The organism is Agrobacterium sp. 5Ca39 (genome assembly GCF_055382365.1).
Genome location: NZ_AP026436.1, coordinates 2,509,773 through 2,528,755 on the forward strand (window position 1 = coordinate 2,509,773; position 18,983 = coordinate 2,528,755).

Annotated in this window: 12 protein-coding genes; 5 read left to right on the top strand and 7 right to left on the bottom strand. The window is 59.3% G+C overall.

Going from position 1 to position 18,983, the window contains the following annotated elements; translation table 11 throughout:
• Nucleotides 1-65 precede the first annotated feature (65 nt).
• The 5 genes from ACZ47E_RS12305 to ACZ47E_RS12325 all read left to right on the top strand — a co-directional run bounded on the left by ACZ47E_RS12305 (nucleotide 66) and on the right by ACZ47E_RS12325 (nucleotide 5,184).
• The gene (locus tag ACZ47E_RS12305; RefSeq protein WP_004444276.1) at nucleotides 66-728 is read left to right on the top strand and encodes a phosphoribosylanthranilate isomerase; all 663 of its coding nucleotides are present in this window, start codon (nucleotides 66-68) and stop codon (nucleotides 726-728) included.
• Nucleotide 729: 1 nt separating this feature from the next.
• Nucleotides 730-1,950 carry a tryptophan synthase subunit beta gene (gene trpB, locus ACZ47E_RS12310; RefSeq protein ID WP_035208049.1) on the top strand — a complete coding sequence of 407 codons (1,221 nt, stop codon included), beginning with the start codon at nucleotides 730-732 and terminating at the stop codon, nucleotides 1,948-1,950.
• A gap of 4 nt (nucleotides 1,951-1,954) precedes the next feature.
• Nucleotides 1,955-2,794 carry a tryptophan synthase subunit alpha gene (trpA, locus tag ACZ47E_RS12315; protein WP_004444282.1) on the top strand — a complete coding sequence of 280 codons (840 nt, stop codon included), beginning with the start codon at nucleotides 1,955-1,957 and terminating at the stop codon, nucleotides 2,792-2,794.
• A gap of 27 nt (nucleotides 2,795-2,821) precedes the next feature.
• Nucleotides 2,822-3,718, top strand: a complete 897-nt coding sequence (gene accD, locus ACZ47E_RS12320) for an acetyl-CoA carboxylase, carboxyltransferase subunit beta (RefSeq protein ID WP_006700113.1) — start codon at nucleotides 2,822-2,824, stop codon at nucleotides 3,716-3,718.
• Between the two features lie 86 nt (nucleotides 3,719-3,804).
• Nucleotides 3,805-5,184: a bifunctional folylpolyglutamate synthase/dihydrofolate synthase gene (locus ACZ47E_RS12325; RefSeq protein WP_464016859.1), complete on the top strand. Its 1,380-nt coding sequence runs from the start codon at nucleotides 3,805-3,807 to the stop codon at nucleotides 5,182-5,184.
• A 47-nt stretch (nucleotides 5,185-5,231) separates the two neighbouring features.
• Here the strand turns inward: ACZ47E_RS12325 and trxA are convergent, their stop codons facing one another.
• The 7 genes from trxA to ahcY all read right to left on the bottom strand — a co-directional run bounded on the left by trxA (nucleotide 5,232) and on the right by ahcY (nucleotide 18,875).
• Complete coding sequence (gene trxA, locus ACZ47E_RS12330; protein ID WP_278067113.1) at nucleotides 5,232-5,552, bottom strand: thioredoxin; 321 nt, start codon at nucleotides 5,550-5,552, stop codon at nucleotides 5,232-5,234.
• Between the two features lie 77 nt (nucleotides 5,553-5,629).
• Nucleotides 5,630-9,187 (bottom strand): double-strand break repair helicase AddA, encoded by a 3,558-nt coding sequence (gene addA, locus ACZ47E_RS12335; RefSeq protein ID WP_278067114.1) that lies wholly within the window; start codon nucleotides 9,185-9,187, stop codon nucleotides 5,630-5,632.
• Nucleotides 9,177-12,362: a double-strand break repair protein AddB gene (addB, locus tag ACZ47E_RS12340; protein WP_278067115.1), complete on the bottom strand. Its 3,186-nt coding sequence runs from the start codon at nucleotides 12,360-12,362 to the stop codon at nucleotides 9,177-9,179. Before addB ends, addA begins: the two co-directional genes overlap by 11 nt.
• The gene (locus tag ACZ47E_RS12345; protein WP_278067116.1) at nucleotides 12,359-13,096 is read right to left on the bottom strand and encodes a nucleotidyltransferase family protein; all 738 of its coding nucleotides are present in this window, start codon (nucleotides 13,094-13,096) and stop codon (nucleotides 12,359-12,361) included. The genes addB and ACZ47E_RS12345 overlap by 4 nt, the downstream gene beginning before the upstream one ends.
• A 16-nt stretch (nucleotides 13,097-13,112) precedes the next feature.
• Nucleotides 13,113-14,624, bottom strand: coding sequence for a tRNA (adenosine(37)-N6)-threonylcarbamoyltransferase complex ATPase subunit type 1 TsaE (gene tsaE / locus ACZ47E_RS12350; RefSeq protein WP_107340736.1), 1,512 nt, complete (start codon nucleotides 14,622-14,624; stop codon nucleotides 13,113-13,115).
• Nucleotides 14,621-17,266: a sensor histidine kinase gene (locus ACZ47E_RS12355; protein ID WP_136882870.1), complete on the bottom strand. Its 2,646-nt coding sequence runs from the start codon at nucleotides 17,264-17,266 to the stop codon at nucleotides 14,621-14,623. Before ACZ47E_RS12355 ends, tsaE begins: the two co-directional genes overlap by 4 nt.
• 208 nt (nucleotides 17,267-17,474) lie before the next feature.
• The gene (gene ahcY, locus ACZ47E_RS12360) at nucleotides 17,475-18,875 is read right to left on the bottom strand and encodes an adenosylhomocysteinase (protein ID WP_004444302.1); all 1,401 of its coding nucleotides are present in this window, start codon (nucleotides 18,873-18,875) and stop codon (nucleotides 17,475-17,477) included.
• Nucleotides 18,876-18,983: the final 108 nt, after the last annotated feature.

Genomic DNA, 18,983 nt, shown 5'->3' on the forward strand with positions numbered 1-18,983 from the left:
ACATTCCATCAATCACGGATGCGATTTGGCTCGACTCTCGTCGCATTTCGTGTCAGGTCGCGGATATGAAACCGGATATCAAGATTTGCGGATTGAAGACACCGGAAGCGCTAGAGCGCGCCATCAGGCGCGGCGCGTCGCATGTCGGTTTTATTTTCTTTGAAAAAAGTCCACGCAACATCGAGCCCGATTTAGCGGGTAAGCTGGCCGAAGCCGCCCGTGGCGCAGCCAAGGTGGTCGCCGTCACCGTCAATGCCGATAATGATTATCTCGATGAAATCGTCGATCTTGTAAAACCTGACATTCTGCAGCTGCACGGCAGTGAAAGCCCGGAGCGGCTGTTGACCATCAAGGCGCTTTACGGCTTGCCGGTCATGAAGGCGATTTCCATTCGCGATGCCGCTGATCTTGCCAAAATTGGCCCTTATAACGGGATAGCCGATCGTTTTCTGCTGGATGCCAAGGCGCCCGCTGGTTCTGAGCTTCCGGGCGGCAACGGTGTTTCCTTCGACTGGACCATCCTGCGCTCCCTTGACGGAAGCATCGATTACATGCTTTCCGGGGGACTGAACAAGGACAATGTCGCCGAGGCTCTGGCAGAAACCCGGGCGAGCGGACTAGATTTGTCATCTGGCGTCGAAAGCGCGCCGGGCGTCAAGGATCTGTCCATGATCGACGCTTTTTTCGATGTGGTGAATGATTGGTCGAAAGGCCCAAAGGGAGCTTGAAGTGAACGACGCGCCAACACCCAATTCTTTTCGCGCTGGTCCTGATGAGGACGGACGTTTCGGCATTTACGGAGGTCGCTTCGTTGCTGAAACGCTGATGCCACTCATTCTGGATTTGCAGGCGGAATGGGACAAGGCCAAAACCGATCCCGCGTTCCAGGCGGAACTCAAGCATCTCGGCGCGCACTATACCGGTCGTCCGAGCCCGCTTTATTTTGCGGAGCGGCTGACGGCGGAACTTGGCGGCGCGAAGATTTACTTCAAGCGCGAAGAACTGAACCACACGGGTTCACACAAGATCAACAATTGCCTCGGCCAGATCCTGCTTGCCAAGCGCATGGGCAAGACCCGCATCATCGCGGAGACCGGTGCCGGCCAGCACGGCGTTGCTTCGGCCACGGTGGCGGCACGTTTCGGTCTGCCCTGCGTCGTTTACATGGGCGCGACGGACGTCGCGCGTCAGGCCCCGAACGTGTTCCGTATGAAGCTTCTCGGCGCAGAGGTAAAGCCGGTCACGGCCGGCCACGGCACGCTGAAGGATGCCATGAACGAGGCACTGCGTGACTGGGTCACCAATGTCGACGACACTTATTACCTGATCGGTACTGCCGCTGGCCCACACCCCTATCCGGAAATGGTCCGCGATTTCCAGGCCGTTATCGGCGAGGAAGCCAAGGCGCAGATGCTGGAAGCGGAAGGCCGTCTGCCGGATATGGTCATTGCGGCAGTTGGCGGCGGCTCGAACGCCATCGGCATCTTCCATCCTTTCCTTGATGACAAGAGCGTCCGCATCGTCGGCGTCGAGGCGGGTGGAAAGGGCCTTTCGGGCGAAGAGCATTGCGCTTCAATCACTGCCGGGTCGCCGGGCGTGCTGCATGGCAACCGCACCTATCTGCTGCAGGATGCAGATGGTCAGATCAAGGAAGGCCATTCGATCTCCGCAGGCCTCGATTATCCCGGTATCGGCCCTGAACATTCCTGGCTGAACGACATCGGCCGCGTCGAATATGTGCCGATCATGGACCATGAGGCGCTGGATGCCTTCCAGATGCTAACCCGCCTTGAAGGCATCATTCCGGCTCTGGAGCCGAGCCATGCATTGGCCGAGGTCATCAAGCGTGCGCCGAAAATGGGCAAGGACGAGATCATCCTGATGAATCTCTCCGGCCGCGGCGACAAGGATGTCCACACCGTCAGCAAGTTCCTTGGAATGGATGTATAAGATCATGACTGCACGTATGGACAAGCGCTTCGCCGATCTGCGCGCGGAAAATCGCCCGGCCCTGATTACCTATTTCATGGGCGGCGACCCGGATTTCCAGACCTCGCTTGGCATCATGAAGGCGCTGCCGGAAGCCGGTGCCGACGTTATCGAACTCGGTATGCCATTTTCCGACCCGATGGCGGATGGCCCGGCCATTCAGCTCGCTGGCCAGCGCGCGCTCAAAGGCGGACAGACGCTGAAAACCACGCTCGATCTTGCTCGGGAGTTCCGAAAGGAAGACGATGCAACGCCGATCGTGATGATGGGCTATTACAACCCGATCTATATCTATGGCGTCGAAAAATTTCTCGACGACGCACTGGCGGCAGGCATCGATGGCCTGATTGTGGTCGATCTGCCGCCGGAAATGGACGATGAGCTCTGCATTCCGGCGCTTGCGCGCGGCATCAACTTCATCCGTCTTGCAACGCCGACCACCGATGGCAAACGCCTGCCGACCGTCCTTAAAAATACCTCAGGTTTCGTGTATTACGTCTCGATGAACGGTATCACCGGTTCAGCGCTTCCCGATCCGTCGTTGATCTCGGGCGCTGTCGGTCGTATCAAGGCGCATACGGAACTGCCGGTCTGTGTCGGTTTCGGTGTCAAGACGGCTGATCATGCGAAGGCAATCGGTGCCGTGGCGGACGGTGTGGTGGTGGGTTCCGCCATCGTCAACCAGATTGCCGGCAGCCTGACAAAGGATGGACAGGCGACCGCAGACACCGTGCCGGCCGTTACGACGCTGGTAAAAGGACTTTCAACGGGCGTGCGTGCATCACGCCTCGCCGCTGCAGAATAAGCGCGCGGCCCAGTCAGGAGTAGACAGTTGAACTGGATCACCAATTACGTTCGGCCGCGGATTAATTCCATGCTCGGCCGCCGCCCGGAGGTTCCGGAAAATCTTTGGATCAAGTGCCCGGAAACGGGCGAAATGGTCTTCCACAAGGATCTGGAAGACAACAAGTGGGTCATTCCGGCGTCCGGCTATCATATGAAGATGCCGGCCAAGGCGCGTCTTGCGGATCTTTTCGATGGCGGCGTTTATGAGGCTCTGCCGCAGCCGAAGGTGGCGCAGGACCCATTGAAGTTCCGCGATTCCAAGAAATACACCGATCGCCTGCGTGATAGCCGCGCGAAGACCGAGCAGGAGGATACTATCCTTGCCGGCGTTGGCTTGCTGAAGGGCCTGAAGATCGTCGCCGTCGTGCATGAATTCCAGTTCATGGGCGGCTCGCTCGGCATCGCCGCCGGCGAAGCGATCGTCAAGGCCTTTGAGCGTGCCATCTCCGAGCGCTGCCCGCTTGTCATGTTCCCGGCCTCCGGTGGCGCCCGCATGCAGGAAGGCATTCTTTCGCTGATGCAGTTGCCGCGCACCACGGTTGCGGTAAACATGCTGAAGGAAGCTGGCATGCCTTACATCGTGGTTCTGACGAACCCGACCACAGGCGGTGTCACGGCCTCCTACGCCATGCTCGGCGACGTGCATATTGCCGAACCGGGCGCTGAAATCTGCTTCGCCGGCAAGCGCGTTATCGAGCAGACCATTCGCGAAAAGCTGCCGGAAGGCTTCCAGACCTCGGAATACCTGCTGGAGCACGGCATGGTGGATATGGTCATTGATCGTCGCGAAATCCCGGACACGCTGGCTAATCTGCTCAAAATCATGACCAAGGCGCCCGCTGACAACGCAAACGCCGTCGTCCCCCTGGCCGTTTCGGCCTGAGAAAAAAAATATGTCGCCCGGAGGCATAAATTGCCTCCGGGATGATGTTATACGTTGCCTGATTTCATTTTTGGGGCGGCGGACAAATGACAAGCAAAACGCCTGAAAGGCGAACGGAAGACATGACGAAGCCCGCGATCGGTGAGGCAGAAAAGATCATTGAAGAGCTGATGCAGCTCCACCCCAAGGGCTTTGATCTTTCACTCGACAGAATTTCCCGTCTTCTCGAAAAACTCGGCAATCCACAAAACAGAATGCCGCCGGTGATCCATGTAGCCGGCACCAATGGCAAGGGTTCGGTTACTGCCTTTTGCCGTGCCCTCCTCGAGGCTGCAGGGCTCTCCGTCCACGTTCATACCTCACCGCATCTGGTAAATTGGCACGAACGATACCGTATCGGCGTGGCGGGCGATAAAGGCCGTTACGTCAAAGACGAGATATTTGCGGACGCGCTGCGCCGCATTGAAACTGCCAATGCAGGTCAGACAATCACGGTTTTCGAAATCCTGACTGCGGCTATGTTCGTGCTTTTTGCGGAACAGCCCGCCGATGCCGCGATCGTTGAGGTTGGCTTGGGCGGCCGTTTCGATGCGACCAATGTCATCAATAACCCGGCGGTTTCCATCATCATGCCGATTTCGCTTGATCACCAGGCTTATCTCGGTGACCGCGTCGAGTTGATCGCCGCCGAAAAGGCGGGAATCATGAAAAAGGGCTCACCCGTCGTCATTGGCCATCAGGAATATGATGCGGCGCTCGACACACTTGTCGCCACGGCGGAGCGTCTCGGTTGCCCGGCGTCCGTCTATGGCCAGGATTTTTCCGCCCATGAAGAATTCGGCCGCATGGTCTATCAGGACGAGTTCGGACTGACGGATGCGCCGCTGCCACGGCTCCCGGGCCGTCACCAGCTTGCCAATGCCGCCGCCGCGATCCGCGCCGTCAAGGCTGCCGGTTTTGAGGTGACGGAGCGGATGATCGAAAAGGCCATGACCACGGTGGAATGGCCCGGTCGTCTTCAGCGCATCCTGACTGGAAAAATCGCTGAAATGGCGCCGAAAGATGCGGAAATCTGGATCGACGGTGGCCATAACCCCGGTGCGGGTGAAGTGATTGCAGAGGCAATGGCGGGTTTTGAGGAAAAGACGCCGCGGCCGCTCTTCATCATCGCTGGCCTCATCAACACCAAGGATCCGGTGGGCTATTTCAAGGCCTTCGCCGATATCGCCGAATATGTCTTTACCGTGCCGATCGGCGGCACGGATGCAGCGATCGACCCTGTAGTACTCGCCCATGCCGCCTTCGATGCTGGCCTCGTTGCAGCGCCAACATCGTCTCTGACACATGCTCTGGAAGAGTTGTCGCGCCGCTTCGACCCTGAAGGACCGGCACCGCGCATCCTGATCGGCGGTTCGCTTTACCTTGCTGGCAATGCACTTGCCCTGAACGGCACAGTGCCGCAATAAAAAAGCCCGGCATCGCTGCCGGGCTTCTTTCATTCCATTGATAATGCTTATGCGGCGCCGGAAATCCAGGCCGAAAGCGCTGTCTTGGGAGCAGCGCCAACCTTGATGTCAGCCACTTCACCGCTTTTGAAAATGGCGAGCGTCGGGATGGAGCGAACGCCGAACTGAGCGGCCAGTTCCGGGTTTTCGTCGATATTCAGCTTTGCGACCTTGACCTTGCCGGCCAGCTCGGAGGAAATTTCCTCAAGGCTCGGCGCGATCATCTTGCACGGGCCGCACCATTCGGCCCAGAAATCCACCACGACGGGTTCGGAGGAATCAAGGACTTCGGACTGGAAGTTGGCGGCATCGACTTTTACGGTAGCCATATCTGGCTCTCCTTTCAGTAAATCTTTTCCACTATCGATGTGATGCGGGCGCGTCGAAATTTCAATGCCCCGGTATCTCACTTTGTCTTTATTGCGGCAAGGGCCTCTCTCATCGCATCGTCGCCAACCGTTATAAAGGCAGCATTTTCCGTATAAATCAGCACACAGACAAATTCCTTGCCGGGATAAAGCGGTGCCAGAATTTCCCGATAAATGGCGAGCTGCGCCGTATGGGAGAAGGGTATTTCACGCGCTTCGCGGGGCGGCACTCGGTTGGTCTTGTAATCGATCAGGATGACGCGATCTCCCTCGACCGCCAGCCGGTCGATGCGGCCGGAGACTGCATATTGCTGCCGGCCGAGGGCCATCGTGCCCATGATCGACACTTCCGCGCGACTGTTGGCAGAGAAGGCCGGCTGAACCGCGGGTTCGGACATGACACGCAAAACGGCCCGTACCAATTGCTCGCGCTCGGTAACAGGCCAGAACCGCGCCGCGCGGTCAGCATAACGGCGCGCCGCCTCTTCCCGTTCGACCTCCGGAAAATCGGGCAGCGCCTGAAGCATGCGATGCACCAACCGTCCGCGCTGCAGTGCCAATGAAGAAACCTCGGCTTTCTCCCCGAACAGCGGTGAGCGCACGGCGAGATCATCCGCACCGTCATCGATGATGGTGCCCGCGCCGGAAGGGCTGAGTGGTCTCGGTAGAGAGGGCAGGGCCGGCAAAGGGGTAAGAAGTCCCGCTGGAAGGGCATAGTCTTCCTGCTGCGGCGTTTCCGGTGGCCTTTGTGGAGCAGGTGTCGAGTGCGGTTCGGATTTGCGCCAGACAAGCCCCTGCCATTCCTCACCATCCGCCGTGAAAAGCTGGGGCTTGCAATGGTCTTCGTTGTTGGCAAGCGCCTTTTTGACGATGGCATGCCAGCATTCGGGATTTTCCTTCTGGCCGCGATAACCGCAGACGACGAGGTGATCGGCGGCGCGCGTCATGGCCACATAAAGCAGCCGCCGATATTCATCTTCTGCGGCGGTCTTCAGCCGCTCTTCATCCGATCGGATAAGGTGGTTTGAAAATCCGCTGCCGGGCAACCAGACCGGGAAGGCGTCTTCACCTGCTTCGACAAAACGCAGTTTAGGCACATGGCTGTGATTGAAGGCCTTCGAACCGCCATCGACGACAAAAACGACGGGTGCTTCCAACCCCTTGGAGGCGTGCACGGTCATGATGCGAACTTCGCCGCGATCCTTGTCCTGCTCCCGCTTCACCTCCGGTGAGTCAGTTTCCAGGACGGAGAGAAAGGCCTGCAGGCCGGGCAGGCCGGTCCTTTCGTGATCCAGCGCGAAGGACAGGAATTCATCCAGAACGTCGCTTGCCTCGTTGCCAAGCCTGCCGAGAAATTTCTTGCGTCCGTCATGCAGTGTAAGCACCGCTGCGAAGAAATCATGCACGGTGGCCGTTTTAGAAAGCGCGATAAAACCTTCCAGCTTGGCGGTAACGCTGGAAAGATGGCTATTATCTTCCTGCGCAAGGATTTGCAGCCGTTTCCAGACGCTCTCCGTTTCCGATCGCATGGCGGCAATGTCGAAAACGTCGTCTTCCGTCAGGTTGAAGAGTGGACTTTTCAAAAGTGCGGCAAGGGAAAGGTCGTCTTCGGGCAGGACAACGAAATGACCGAGCGCCAGAAGGTCCTGCACGGCAATGTGGTCGGTCAAACGAAGGCGGTCAGCGCCGGCAACGGGTATGTTCTTGCGCCGTTTCAGCTCCCGGGTCAGTGCATTGACGAAGGCATGACGTTTTCTGACGAGCACCAGAATGTCGCCCGGTTCGATGGCGCGCTCCACGCCTTTTTCGATGATGGTCTCGCATCCGATCATAGCGGCGATGCGCGCGGCGATCCGGCGGGCAATTATGGTGGCCGGCGCGCTTTCCCGCAGCGCATCGAAGGGGGCTGTCCAATCCTCTTCGTCCTCGGTGGTTTCCGGTGCCACCATATCCCACACTTCCACGGTGCCGGGATGGCCAGCGCGATTGGACCGGTGCTCCACCGGCTCGTTATCGGCACTGAGGCCGCTTGCGTTATTCGGGTCCGAAAACACCTGGTCGACAGCCGCCAGCACATCCTCCGTGGATCGGAAGGATAGCGGCAGGCGGATGCGGTGAAAGGCCTGTTCGACCGAATCGACCCGTCTCTTGGTCTCTTCGCGCTCCTGCGAAAACCGTTCCGGCCGCGCGCCCTGGAATGAATAGATCGACTGTTTTTCATCGCCCACGGCAAACAGCGTACGCCGCCCCATGCGGGCGCTCTCGCCAGTGAAGAAATCCGCCGCAAGCGACTGGATGATCGACCATTGCACGGGGCTCGTATCCTGCGCTTCGTCCACCAGAATATGGTCGATGCCCTGATCCAGCTTGTAATGCACCCACGCACCCGCAGTATCGCGGTTGAGGAGGTTGGCCGCGCGCTCGATCAGGTCTTCGAAATCGAGCTGGCTTCGCTGTTTCTTCAGGTCTTCGAAATCACCGATCAGCCTTTCCGCCAGAACAAGGGCGCATTTGGTCGCCGCCAGCATCCGCACCAGACGATAACGGTTGCGGCAGGCAACGACATGGTCCCGCGCCAGCGTCAGCGCGTCGAGAAGTTCGGGGGCGGATTTCTGCATGCCCTTGTTGATGACATAGGCATCCGATTTCTTTTCGCCCTTGGCCGTCAGCAGGGCGGCTTCGATGAATTCCATCCGCCGCACGGCGTCTGGTTGTCGTTTTGCTTCCCTGAGTGCATAGGCGACATCGATGACGCGTGATCCACCCACCTCGTCGGCAAGGGTGAGGTACGTATCGAGCGCGAGGCCGGAGAGGGCGGGCAGGGGCCAGAAGGCGGCTGCGGCAGTTTCTTCGGTCTCTCCATCTGCAATCTGCATCGCCTGCCGCAACCGGGCATCGATGCCGCCTGACTGTTTGGCGTCCAGAAGGAAGGCCCGCAGGGCACTGCGATTGGCGATGATGGCGGAAAGCAGCGCTTCCAACCCGCTTTCATCGGCGAGATCGAGAACATAGGCCAGCGCCTGCGCCAGGTCCGCATCGCTTTCCGTCGAAACCGCGGTCAGGAGCGAACGGCGCGCCTCAGCCAGCAGCGTGGTTGCGGCGCGGTCGTCGAGAACGGAGAAATGGCCGGCGACATTGGCTTCCAGCGGAAACTGGTGCAGCAACGCCTCGCAGAAGGCGTGGATTGTCTGGATCTTCAAACCGCCCGGTGTTTCCAGCGCCTTGGCGAAGAGCCTGCGCGCCTCGGCAAGCTTGATGCGATCCGGCGCCTTGCCTTCGATGGCGGCGATGCGGTCCTTGAGATCGGAATCCGGCAAAGTAGCCCATTCCGCCAGACGGTCGAAGACGCGGCTCGACATTTCCGATGCTGCAGCCTTGGTATAGGTGAGGCAGAGGATCGCCGAAGGCCGGCAGCCAGCCAGAAGCAGGCGGATGACGCGCTGGGTCAGTACGTGGGTCTTGCCGGAACCGGCATTGGCCGACACCCAGGCTGAACTGGCGGGATCGGAAGCAAGCCGCTGCCGGGCGCTGGTCCAGTCGATCCAGCTTTCAGGTGTGTCGGCAGCAGGACCGGCATCGAAGGGATCAATCGTCATCGCCGTCTCCCGGTTCTGCCGTCGACCATTCCGAAACGCGGGCGAGGTGATCATATTCCCCGCCGTAGGATTGCTGTTCTTCCGGCACCAGGCGCGAGGCGAAGCCGTTTTCCCCGTTGCGCAGCGAATGAACGAATTTGGTGAGCTGTTCTATCGATTCCGTCGCGAGCTCAATTGCCGATTTTGGCGGTCTTTTCCCGCTTCGGCTGGAATGTTCGTTATTGACCTGATCGGCGAAAAAACGCTCGCCCGGCCGCAGGCGAACATAGATGAGGTTTTCAGGCGTGGGTGAACCGGCTTCGCGGAAGGCGCCGCGCATCAATGCTGCCGCCTCCAGCGCAAGCTGCGGATCGAGCAGAGCGCGCGCCTGATTGACGGAAGGCGCGAGCCCCGTCTTGTAGTCGATAATATCCGCCTGACCGTTTGTCTTGATGTCGATGCGGTCGGCGACGCCGGTGAGCCTTATGCCTGCTTCGACGATTTCCTGGCCCGCGCGCGCCTCGAAAAAGCTGTGACGAATGGATGGATGACGTTCTTTTTCCCAGTCGATGAAGGCGCGCGCCACCGCTGCAAAACGTGGCCGCCAGATCACATCCACATGGGGAGGCAGGTTTTCAGCATCGAAACATTCGTCGAGAATGCGCTGCATGGCCGAAAGCGAGGCCGACGTACCGGGAATGTGCCCCTCACGGGAATAGCGCTCGATGATCGTGTGGTAGAGCGTGCCACGATCGGCTGCGTTCGGGTCGCGGTTGAACGGGTCAAGCGCGTCGAGCTTCAGAATGCGCCGCGCATAGATCGAATAGGGGTCGCGGCGCAGGCGGCCCACTTCGCTGAAGGAGTAACGCGTCGGCTGCAATTCAGCCGGCGGTTTCGGGGAAGGGCGCTTTGCCGCCTCCTGCTCGATGCTCTCATCCATCAGACCCGCCCAATGGCGATATGTCTCGCCACGTTTTTTAAGGACCTTGGCAAAATCCTCGCCGCCCAAGGCCAGCAGCCTTTGTAGCCAGCGTGAGGCGACGGCAGGCGTGGAGCCCTGCCTGAGCGCCCGGGTGTAGAAAATGTGTCGCGTGCCGTTGGCCATCTCAAAGTCATGCGCGAGCTGGCCGATACGCCGTTCCGGCGGCTCCAGCCCGATCGCAGTCTTCATGGTGCGGGAAAGAAACGGATTATTCGCCGTTTGGCCCGGCCAGAGGCCTTCATTGAGACCGCCGATGATGACCGTATCGACACTTTGCAGCCGCGCTTCCAGCGCGCCGAAAATGAAGATGCGCGGATGGCGCATCGATCTTGGCTTGATTGATTCCCCTGCCACAAGCGCCGCGAATATATCGATCCATTGCGGACCGTCCGCGTCGAGAATATCTCCGCTTTCCATCAATTCGGCAAAGAGGCTGGAAAGCTTGTCTCCGGCCTCGCCAGACCAGAGAGCGGCAAGATCTGTATTTTCATCCCCACAGATGGCTTCCATCACGCGGCCGGTCCGTTCCGCCCAGTCGGAAAGAGGCAACCTGTCGGTAAAGGCCCGGCCAGATCGGTCGCGGCGGACGAAGGCGGAGCGCAGCGGCTCTGTGGCCATTGCAATTCGTCGCGCCAGATCGCGCGCGGCGTCAACGCTTCCGTCAGGCAGGGCCAGCCGCCAGGCGGGCGGATGTCTGTCCTCGCGTTGCGCAAGGAGTTGGGTGTCAAGAACCGTTTCCAGATTGCCCACTTCAGTTTCGACGCGGCCGCCTCGCAGCGCAATCAGCTCAAGCGCCTTCGAAGCTCTGGTGAAAGCTTCGCTCGAGAGCCCGAAGCGGGCGAGCGGGTGTTTCAGAAGGGAAATGATCGGCACCGGGTCTCCGTGTCTCAGGATCGCCTCCAGCGCGAGTTGCGTGAGGCCGGCCTGGGCCGTTGCCGAAAGCGGCGTGCCGGCGGAATCGTCGGCTTCGATGCCGAAGCGTTGCAACTCCGTTGCCACGCGCCGCGCCAGCCCGCGGTCGGGTGTTATCAGGGCCGCCTGCGAAGGCCGTCCCGAGGCTGGTGCTTCGAGCGCAAGCCTGAGCGCCACTGCGATGGCGGTGGCCTCTTCGCGCTCGTTGGCAGCTTCAATCAGCGTGGCCGCTGCAAAGGCATCGTCAAAAATTGCGGAATCCCGGTCTTCACGCCATCGGTTCCAGTCACTGGTGGATTTGGCCGGCGCAAGCGCTGCCGAAAACACCGCGGCGCGCTTTTCCAGATCGTTGTCGAGAGCACCGATCGGAACCACATCGTCACGCAGGATGCCCAGTTTCTGTAGCAGGACATAAAGCCCGTATTGCGAGTGAGTGCGGCTCGAAGGATCGGTGGGGTCCTCGGCGATCGCCTGCCATTGCTCTTCCGGCATGGCAAGATCAAGCCCCGGAAGCACCACCACGCCTTGCGGTAAAGCTGCAACGGCGGCGATGAGATCGGCCGCGGCCGGAATGGAGCCTGTCGAGCCAGCGACGATGATCGGACCGGTGTCCCGCAATGTGGCAATTCGGTTCGCTTCTGCCCGGAGGATGGCGTTGCGGTGCCGTCCGGCCGAAGATCTGTTGAGTTCGGCGAGCCGGGCGGGCCAGAAGATGCTGGCGATCTTTAGAAAATCGGCCGTGAGCTGCCACCATTGAGCGTGATCACCGGTATCGAGATGCTGAAGTGCTTCCCAATCTTTTTCTTCCGTATCCATCGCGTCGATCACCTCTGCCAGCGCACGCGCGAGCCATATCGCGTCGGCCGGGCTGGCGGGGGCGACCAGCGGCGAATCGGAATGGATCGCCCGAATGGCGTCCGGCAGGCTGTTGCGCCATGCAAGGATGAGACGCGCGAGTTCGATCAGTCGGCCGGTGCCGGAAATCGGCGGCGCGAGATCCATGATCTCAGGGTTTTCGACATCGAAGAAACCGCTGTCGTCATCCGTTTCGCCAAGGGGCCGGATGAGCGGCAGAATGGCGGAACGGCCGCCAAGAAGATCGACGAATTCCGAGCGCAGCACGCGGGCCGAACGTCGCGTCGGCACATATATCGTCACCTTGGCAAGCGACAGGGGATCGGCCGGGTCATATCGATAGCCTGCCGCCAGTCTTCCGTCGCACAGCGTTTCCGCAAGCGTTTTGAGGAACGGTGTTCCCGCGGCGATCGTCAGAACGCGCTTTGCGTGGTGGGAGCCCGTCATGCAGAGCGTTTTTCCCTGAATTGCCGGATGATGTTCTCAGCATCGTCTATGGCGTCCGGCGTGCCGACGGTAATCCAGTGACCATCCAGCGGCAGCCCGTAAAGCCGGGCCTTTTCAATCGCGCGATCGAAGTAAATATTCAGGTTGAAAGCGTCCGCGGGTGCGTCGTCAAGCAGCCGCGAGTCCATGGCGATGGCGCCGGCATAGACGACGGGGTTCGTGTCGCCCTCGTGATGGCGGGTCAGTCTTCCGTCCGCGGCGAGGTTGAAATCCCTCTTGCCATTGTGGCCGGTGGTCCGATGCATGTCGACGCAGAGCAGTGCCATATCCATCCGACCGGGATCGAAGAATTGTGCGAGCTTGCGCAGATTGCTGGCCACGTGCAGCTGCTCACCGATCCAGAAGAGATCGGCATTCATGACGAAGACCGGGCCGGGTTCCAGAAGCTTCAGACCCTTGGCGAGACCGCCGCCGGAATTCATCAGCTGGGAGCGTTCGTCGGAAATCAGGATTTCGGCATCGGCGCGGCGCTGAAGATGGGCGACCATCTGCTCGGCGTGGTGGTGCACATTGACGACAATTCTTTCGGCACCGGCTTCCACAAGAGCGTCGAGCACGTAATCGATCATTGGCTTGCCGGCGATCTGTACGAGTGGCTTCGGGATCGTATCGGTGATCGGGCGCATCCGAGTACCGAGCCCGGCGGCCAGCACCATCGCGTTTTTGATCGTCATCGTGGTCAACCGTCTTTCAGTCGTTAAAGTCCATGCCCATGCGCAGGCACCAGTCTCTGAGCGGCGCAAGTTCCGGATGCGAAAGCGCTGCGGCGAGATAGCGGAACGTCCGCGGCATATGCTTCATATAACCGGGTTTGCCATCCCGTTCCATCAGCCTGACCCAGATACCGGCAAGCTTGCAGTTGCGCTGCGCCGACATGATGGAGAAGGCCTTGAGAAAAGCAGCCTCATCGAAAGAAGGCGTGTGTCGCCTGCTCTCGAGATAATGCGAAAGCAGGCGTGCCTGCAATCCGGGCTCGATTGTAACCCGGGCATCCTGAACAATGGAAGCGAGATCATAGGCGGTCGGGCCAATCATCGCGTCCTGAAAATCGATCAGGCCGACGTGTCGTATGCCGGCGTTCTGCTGTTGCCAGAGGATATTTGGCGAATGGAAGTCGCGCAGCAGCAGCCCGTTTTCGCAATCTGCAAGCGAATCGATCAGAGCGTCCCAGATGGCGTAATATTCCTGCTTCTCGCCATCGGACAGTGGCCTGCCGCGCTTATAGGGCAGATACCATTCCACCAGCAGCGAGACCTCGATCTTCATCGCCTGCCGGTCAAAGGGTGGAACCTCATAGGTGCTGCCATCACCCACGGGCAGGGGACCGGGTTGTGACGCTTGATGAAGTGCCGCCAGAAAGGCAACGCTTTCCAGATAGCGCTCCTCGATCGGGGCGCCATCGGCGGCTAACACTCCATCTCGCCCCAGATCCTGCAACAGGAGAATGCCTTGGTCGATATCCGCCGTGATGATCTCCGGCGCGCAAAAGCCGCGATTCCGCAGATAATTACCGATCGCCACGAAGGAGCGGGCATCCTGGGCGAGATGGGCAATCTCCGCATAGGTCTTGCCGTCGGCGACGATGGCGCCTTTCAAGGGGCGGCGCCAATCCATCAGGATAAGGTCCGGGCCATCGGTGGAGATGGTCTCATAGGCACGGGTGGAAGCATCGCCGCTCAGAAAGCGGCGGACCGCGTCACCTCTGCCATTTCTAGCGAGGAATTCCCGGATGGCAAAAACCCGCTCAAGCCGCGCTTTCGGTTTTGCCGGAGCCTCGATGGAGGCGATCCGCCCTTCACCGGAATGCGTCAACGTCAGGGTTACGGTCTGGCCGGGTGGCAGAATCTCTCCTGCTATATCCGGCCATTCGATCAGGCAGATGCCATCCTCCAGCATCTCATCGATGCCGAGCTCATCCAGTTCGGAAACATCCGAAAGCCGGTAGAGGTCGAGATGGGCGACCGGAATGCGGGTGGCATAGGTTTGGATGATGGTGAAGGTGGGGCTCGGAACCTCAAGATCCGGCTCGTCTGCCATCGCCCGGATGAAGGCGCGGGCAAGCGTCGATTTACCGGCGCCAAGGTTGCCGACCAACGCCAGACAATCGCCGGGCTTCAGCGCCAGCGCGAGGTCTTCACCGAGCCTGATGGTGTCCTTTTCCCCCGCAAGAGGAATGGTGATCGGCAAGACATTTTCGCTCATTCTGCGGCAATGGAATGCGGACGCGTGGCGGAGGGAATGCGGCAGGTGACGGTGGTGCCGTTGCCGGGCCGGCTGTCTATGCTAACCGTTCCGTGGTGGAGACTGACGAAACTTTCGACAATGGAAAGGCCAAGCCCGGCGCCGGTTCGCCGGCCGCCATTGCCGCGGGTCGAAAAACGATCGAAGACCGTTTTCAGCATGTCTTCCGGGATGCCCGGTCCCTTGTCCGCCACAGAGAATATGAAGTCACCTTCGCTGCGCTGGCAGGAAAGCGTAACTGAAGACCCTTCCGGCGCGAAATTGATCGCATTGGTCAGGAGCTTGATGAGGATTTGCTTCAGGCGCTGGTGGTCTGCCACGAGGCTGCCGAGATGAGCCGGGGCGACGATCTGAAGTGAAATGCCGCTTTCCTGCAGCCTGTCCGCGATTTGCACCGAAACATCTTCGAGCAATTCGTTCAGGTCATTATCCGAATAATTGAGTTGCATGATGCCGGCATCGACGGTCGCAAGATCGAGAATATCATTGACGATCGTCAGAAGGACCGAGGAGGACGTGGAAATATGGTCGAGATATTCCGCCTGCCGCTCCGTCAACTCCCCAAGGCCCGGGGTCTTCAGGAGATCGGTGAAGCCGATAATGTTTGTCAGCGGCGAACGCAGCTCATAGGAAACATGCTGCACAAAATCATTCTTCAGCTCATCTGCCTTGAGAAGAGCGTCGTTCTTTTCCATAAGGGCGCGCTCAGCCCGTACGCTGTCCGTCATGTTGACAAAGGTCAGCATGGTCTGCGCATCCGGCAACGGAATGATCGCATAATCGAGGACGAGGCCGGAAAGCAGTTCCAGTGTGCCTTGCCGGGATGGCCGCTCATCATCGAAACTGGTTATGAACTGGCTGAAGGCGCGCCAGCCGTCCGGCCCGTCGTAGGATGGTGCGCAGGCGGCTTCGATGGCACGGATGTGCCTTCCGGTTTCGGCCTGTTCGGCAGTCACGCCCCACAGCGCCCGGAATGCCGGGTTCGACAGGCGAATACGACCGTCCGCACCGAACACGGCGACCCCCTCGGCCAGATGGTCGATGGTTTCGCCCTGCACTTTCACCAATGTGTTGTAGCGCATTTGCAGATCGACCTGCTCGGTCAGGTTTTCGAAAACCCAGGTTGCGCCACCCTGCGGATGGGCCGTCGCAATCACCCGCAGTGTCTGGCCGTTGGGCAGGTGCCAGAGATCGGTCTTGGTATCGAGCGAACGGTATACGGAGAGCGCCATCTCCTTCCAGTTCTTCCAGTTGAGCTGCTCGGGCAATTTGCCGGCGGTGCGCAACCTGTCGAGAAGCTCTGAATTGTCAGGCCCGGATTCGAGGAACACGAGGTCGAGGCCCCACAGAGTCGCAAAAGCCTGATTATAGAATTGCAGCCGCTGCCGGCCGTCGAAAATGGCGACGGGCGTTGCCAGATGATCCAGCGTTTCGGCGTGGCTCTTCAGAACCCGCTTCAGTTCCTCGCTGATGGTTTCGGCCTCGGTGGCATCGATGGCGATACCGGCAGACCCGCCCGCCGTTTTGATGTCGACGACATCGAAGAAGCTGCGATTACCCGCAACCACCGTGGAAATACGGTCGTGATAGGGCGATTCCGGGGTCGCGGCCGCGCGTATCTTCTGCCGGGTAACCGTGTTCAGAAGTTCTCGTTTCTCCTGAATGGCCTGTTCCGCATTCCGCGCATCCACTGCCTGCGCATAGGCATGGTTCACCCAGATTAGTTCGCCTTCGCCATTGCGACGCCAGACGGGCTGCTCGATGGAATCGAGAAGTTCCTGGAAAGTCGAGACGGAAGCGATCAGCCGTTCACGCTCCACCTGCAGTTCGGCGAGCTCCGCACGCAGATTGTTGAGGGCGATGAAGCGTGCAAAGGCATTGCCGCCGGAAACTCGGCCCTGAACCTCGATAACTTCGCCGCGATGCGTTTCGATGGTGAGATCGAAACTCTGTGCGTGGCTACGAAGTTTTTCAATGGATTTCTCAAGCTGACTGGCGGATGCCGGTTTCAGCCAGCGGCCAAAGGCCAGAAAATCCTGGTCCGCCTGCGGCACGCCTGTCTCGGCCGGCAGCTGCCCCAGAAATTCCGGACGGTTTTCTGCGCCATCCCAGATGACGATGCGGCGGCTCTTGTCGGAAATCAGCGCCTCGTATTTGGCGATCTTGTGGTGAGACTGGGCAAGCGCCTGACGAAATTCGCTGCTCTCCGCCTCTATATTGCCGCGCTGGCGCACCAGCCAGACGACTGAAAACAGCGTCGCGGAAAGCATACCCACGAAAAGCGAATAGGTTATGGTTTCACCTGATGAAAACAGCCGAGCGCCGGCTTTGGCCGCAAGTCCATCCTGCGCCAGCGCTACGGTGGCTGAACCGGCCAAAAACGTGCCGGAAAGCAGAAAGGGAAGCCGTGAAAAGCCGGTCCGGATCGCACGGATTGCCAGCCGGCAACGTGCCAGAGCGTTTCCAGGAAAAGTGAACACCGGTTTTCCGTCCGCAGATGCGCCAAAACGCACCAGAGTCTGTGCGCTCAATGCCACGCCCGCTTGCGTGTTTTCAACGCGTTGAACTGTCTGCTCGCGCAGATCCGAATTTTGAACCGACATCCCCGGTCTGTCTCCGTCCTATGTGCCGCATCTTCGACAAGACATCCCATTTCGTCTGCACCGCCCTGTGGTGCGTCCGAATCAAGTCTGATGACAATACCGCCTTCATAAATCTGCGAAAAGGGAGCGCGCAAAAAAGATGCCGCACGCTTTGTCAAGCGCGCGGCATCTAGATATTGTGTAATTTCAGTGGATATTAACTATGAAATTAATATCTGTAGTGGTCTGCCTTGAACGGGCCCTGCTTCGAGACGCCGATATAATCTGCCTGAACGTCGGAAAGTTCAGTCAGGCGCACACCAAGCTTCTCGAGATGGAGGCGTGCGACCTTCTCATCGAGGTGCTTCGGCAGCACGTAAACGTCGTTCTTGTATTCGCCCTGCTTGGTGAAGAGTTCGATCTGGCCCAACACCTGGTTGGTGAAGGATGCCGACATGACGAAGGAGGGGTGACCGGTGGCGTTGCCAAGGTTCAGAAGACGGCCTTCGGACAGCAGGATGATGCGGTTGCCCTTCGGGAACTCGATCATGTCGACCTGCGGCTTGATGTTCGTCCACTTGAGGTTACGCAGCGATGCGACCTGAATCTCGTTGTCGAAGTGGCCGATATTGCCGACGATCGCCATGTCCTTCATCTCGCGCATGTGCTCGATGCGGATGACGTCCTTGTTGCCTGTCGTGGTGATGAAGATATCGGCGGAGGAAACAACGTCCTCCAGGCGAACGACTTCGAAACCGTCCATGGCGGCCTGCAGTGCGCAGATCGGGTCGATTTCGGTCACCTTCACGCGGGCGCCGGCGCCCTGCAGCGAAGCGGCCGAACCCTTGCCAACATCGCCGTATCCGCACACCACGGCAACCTTGCCGGCCATCATCACGTCGGTTGCACGGCGAATGCCGTCAACCAGCGATTCTTTACAACCGTATTTGTTGTCGAACTTGGACTTGGTGACGCTGTCATTGACGTTGATCGCCGGGAAAGGCAGCAGGCCCTTCTTGCTGAGGTCGTAGAGACGGTGCACGCCGGTCGTCGTTTCTTCGGTGACACCCTTCAGTGCGTCGCGCTGCTTGGTGAACCAGCCGGGCGAAGCCTTGAGGCGCTTGTTGATCTGCGCGAAGAGAATTTCTTCTTCTTCGGAGCCGGGATTGGAGAGCACGTCTTCGCCCGCTTCCGCGCGAGCGCCCAGCAGGATGTACATGGTGGCATCGCCGCCATCGTCGAGGATCATGTTGGAGAGACCGCCGTCGGTCCACTGGAAGATCTTGTCGGTATATTCCCAATATTCCGTCAGGCTCTCACCCTTGACGGCAAAGACCGGAATGCCGGCTGCCGCAATGGCCGCTGCAGCATGGTCCTGTGTCGAGAAGATGTTGCAGGAGGCCCAGCGAATGTCTGCACCGAGTTCCTTCAGCGTCTCGATGAGAACGCCGGTCTGGATCGTCATGTGAAGCGAACCGGAAATGCGGGCGCCCTTCAGCGGCTTGCTTTCACCGAACTCCTTGCGGCAGGACATCAGGCCCGGCATTTCGGTTTCGGCGATGTCCAGTTCCTTGCGGCCGAATGCGGCAAGGTTGATATCGGCGACGATGTAGTCCTTCTCAAGGCTCATGAGATTCTCCAGATCAGAAGCGCCGCACATTGCGGCCCGGCTTTTTACGTAGCAGCGGTTTAGCAGGCCACGAACGATCTGGCAATAATGATATAAAGAAGTCTTTAT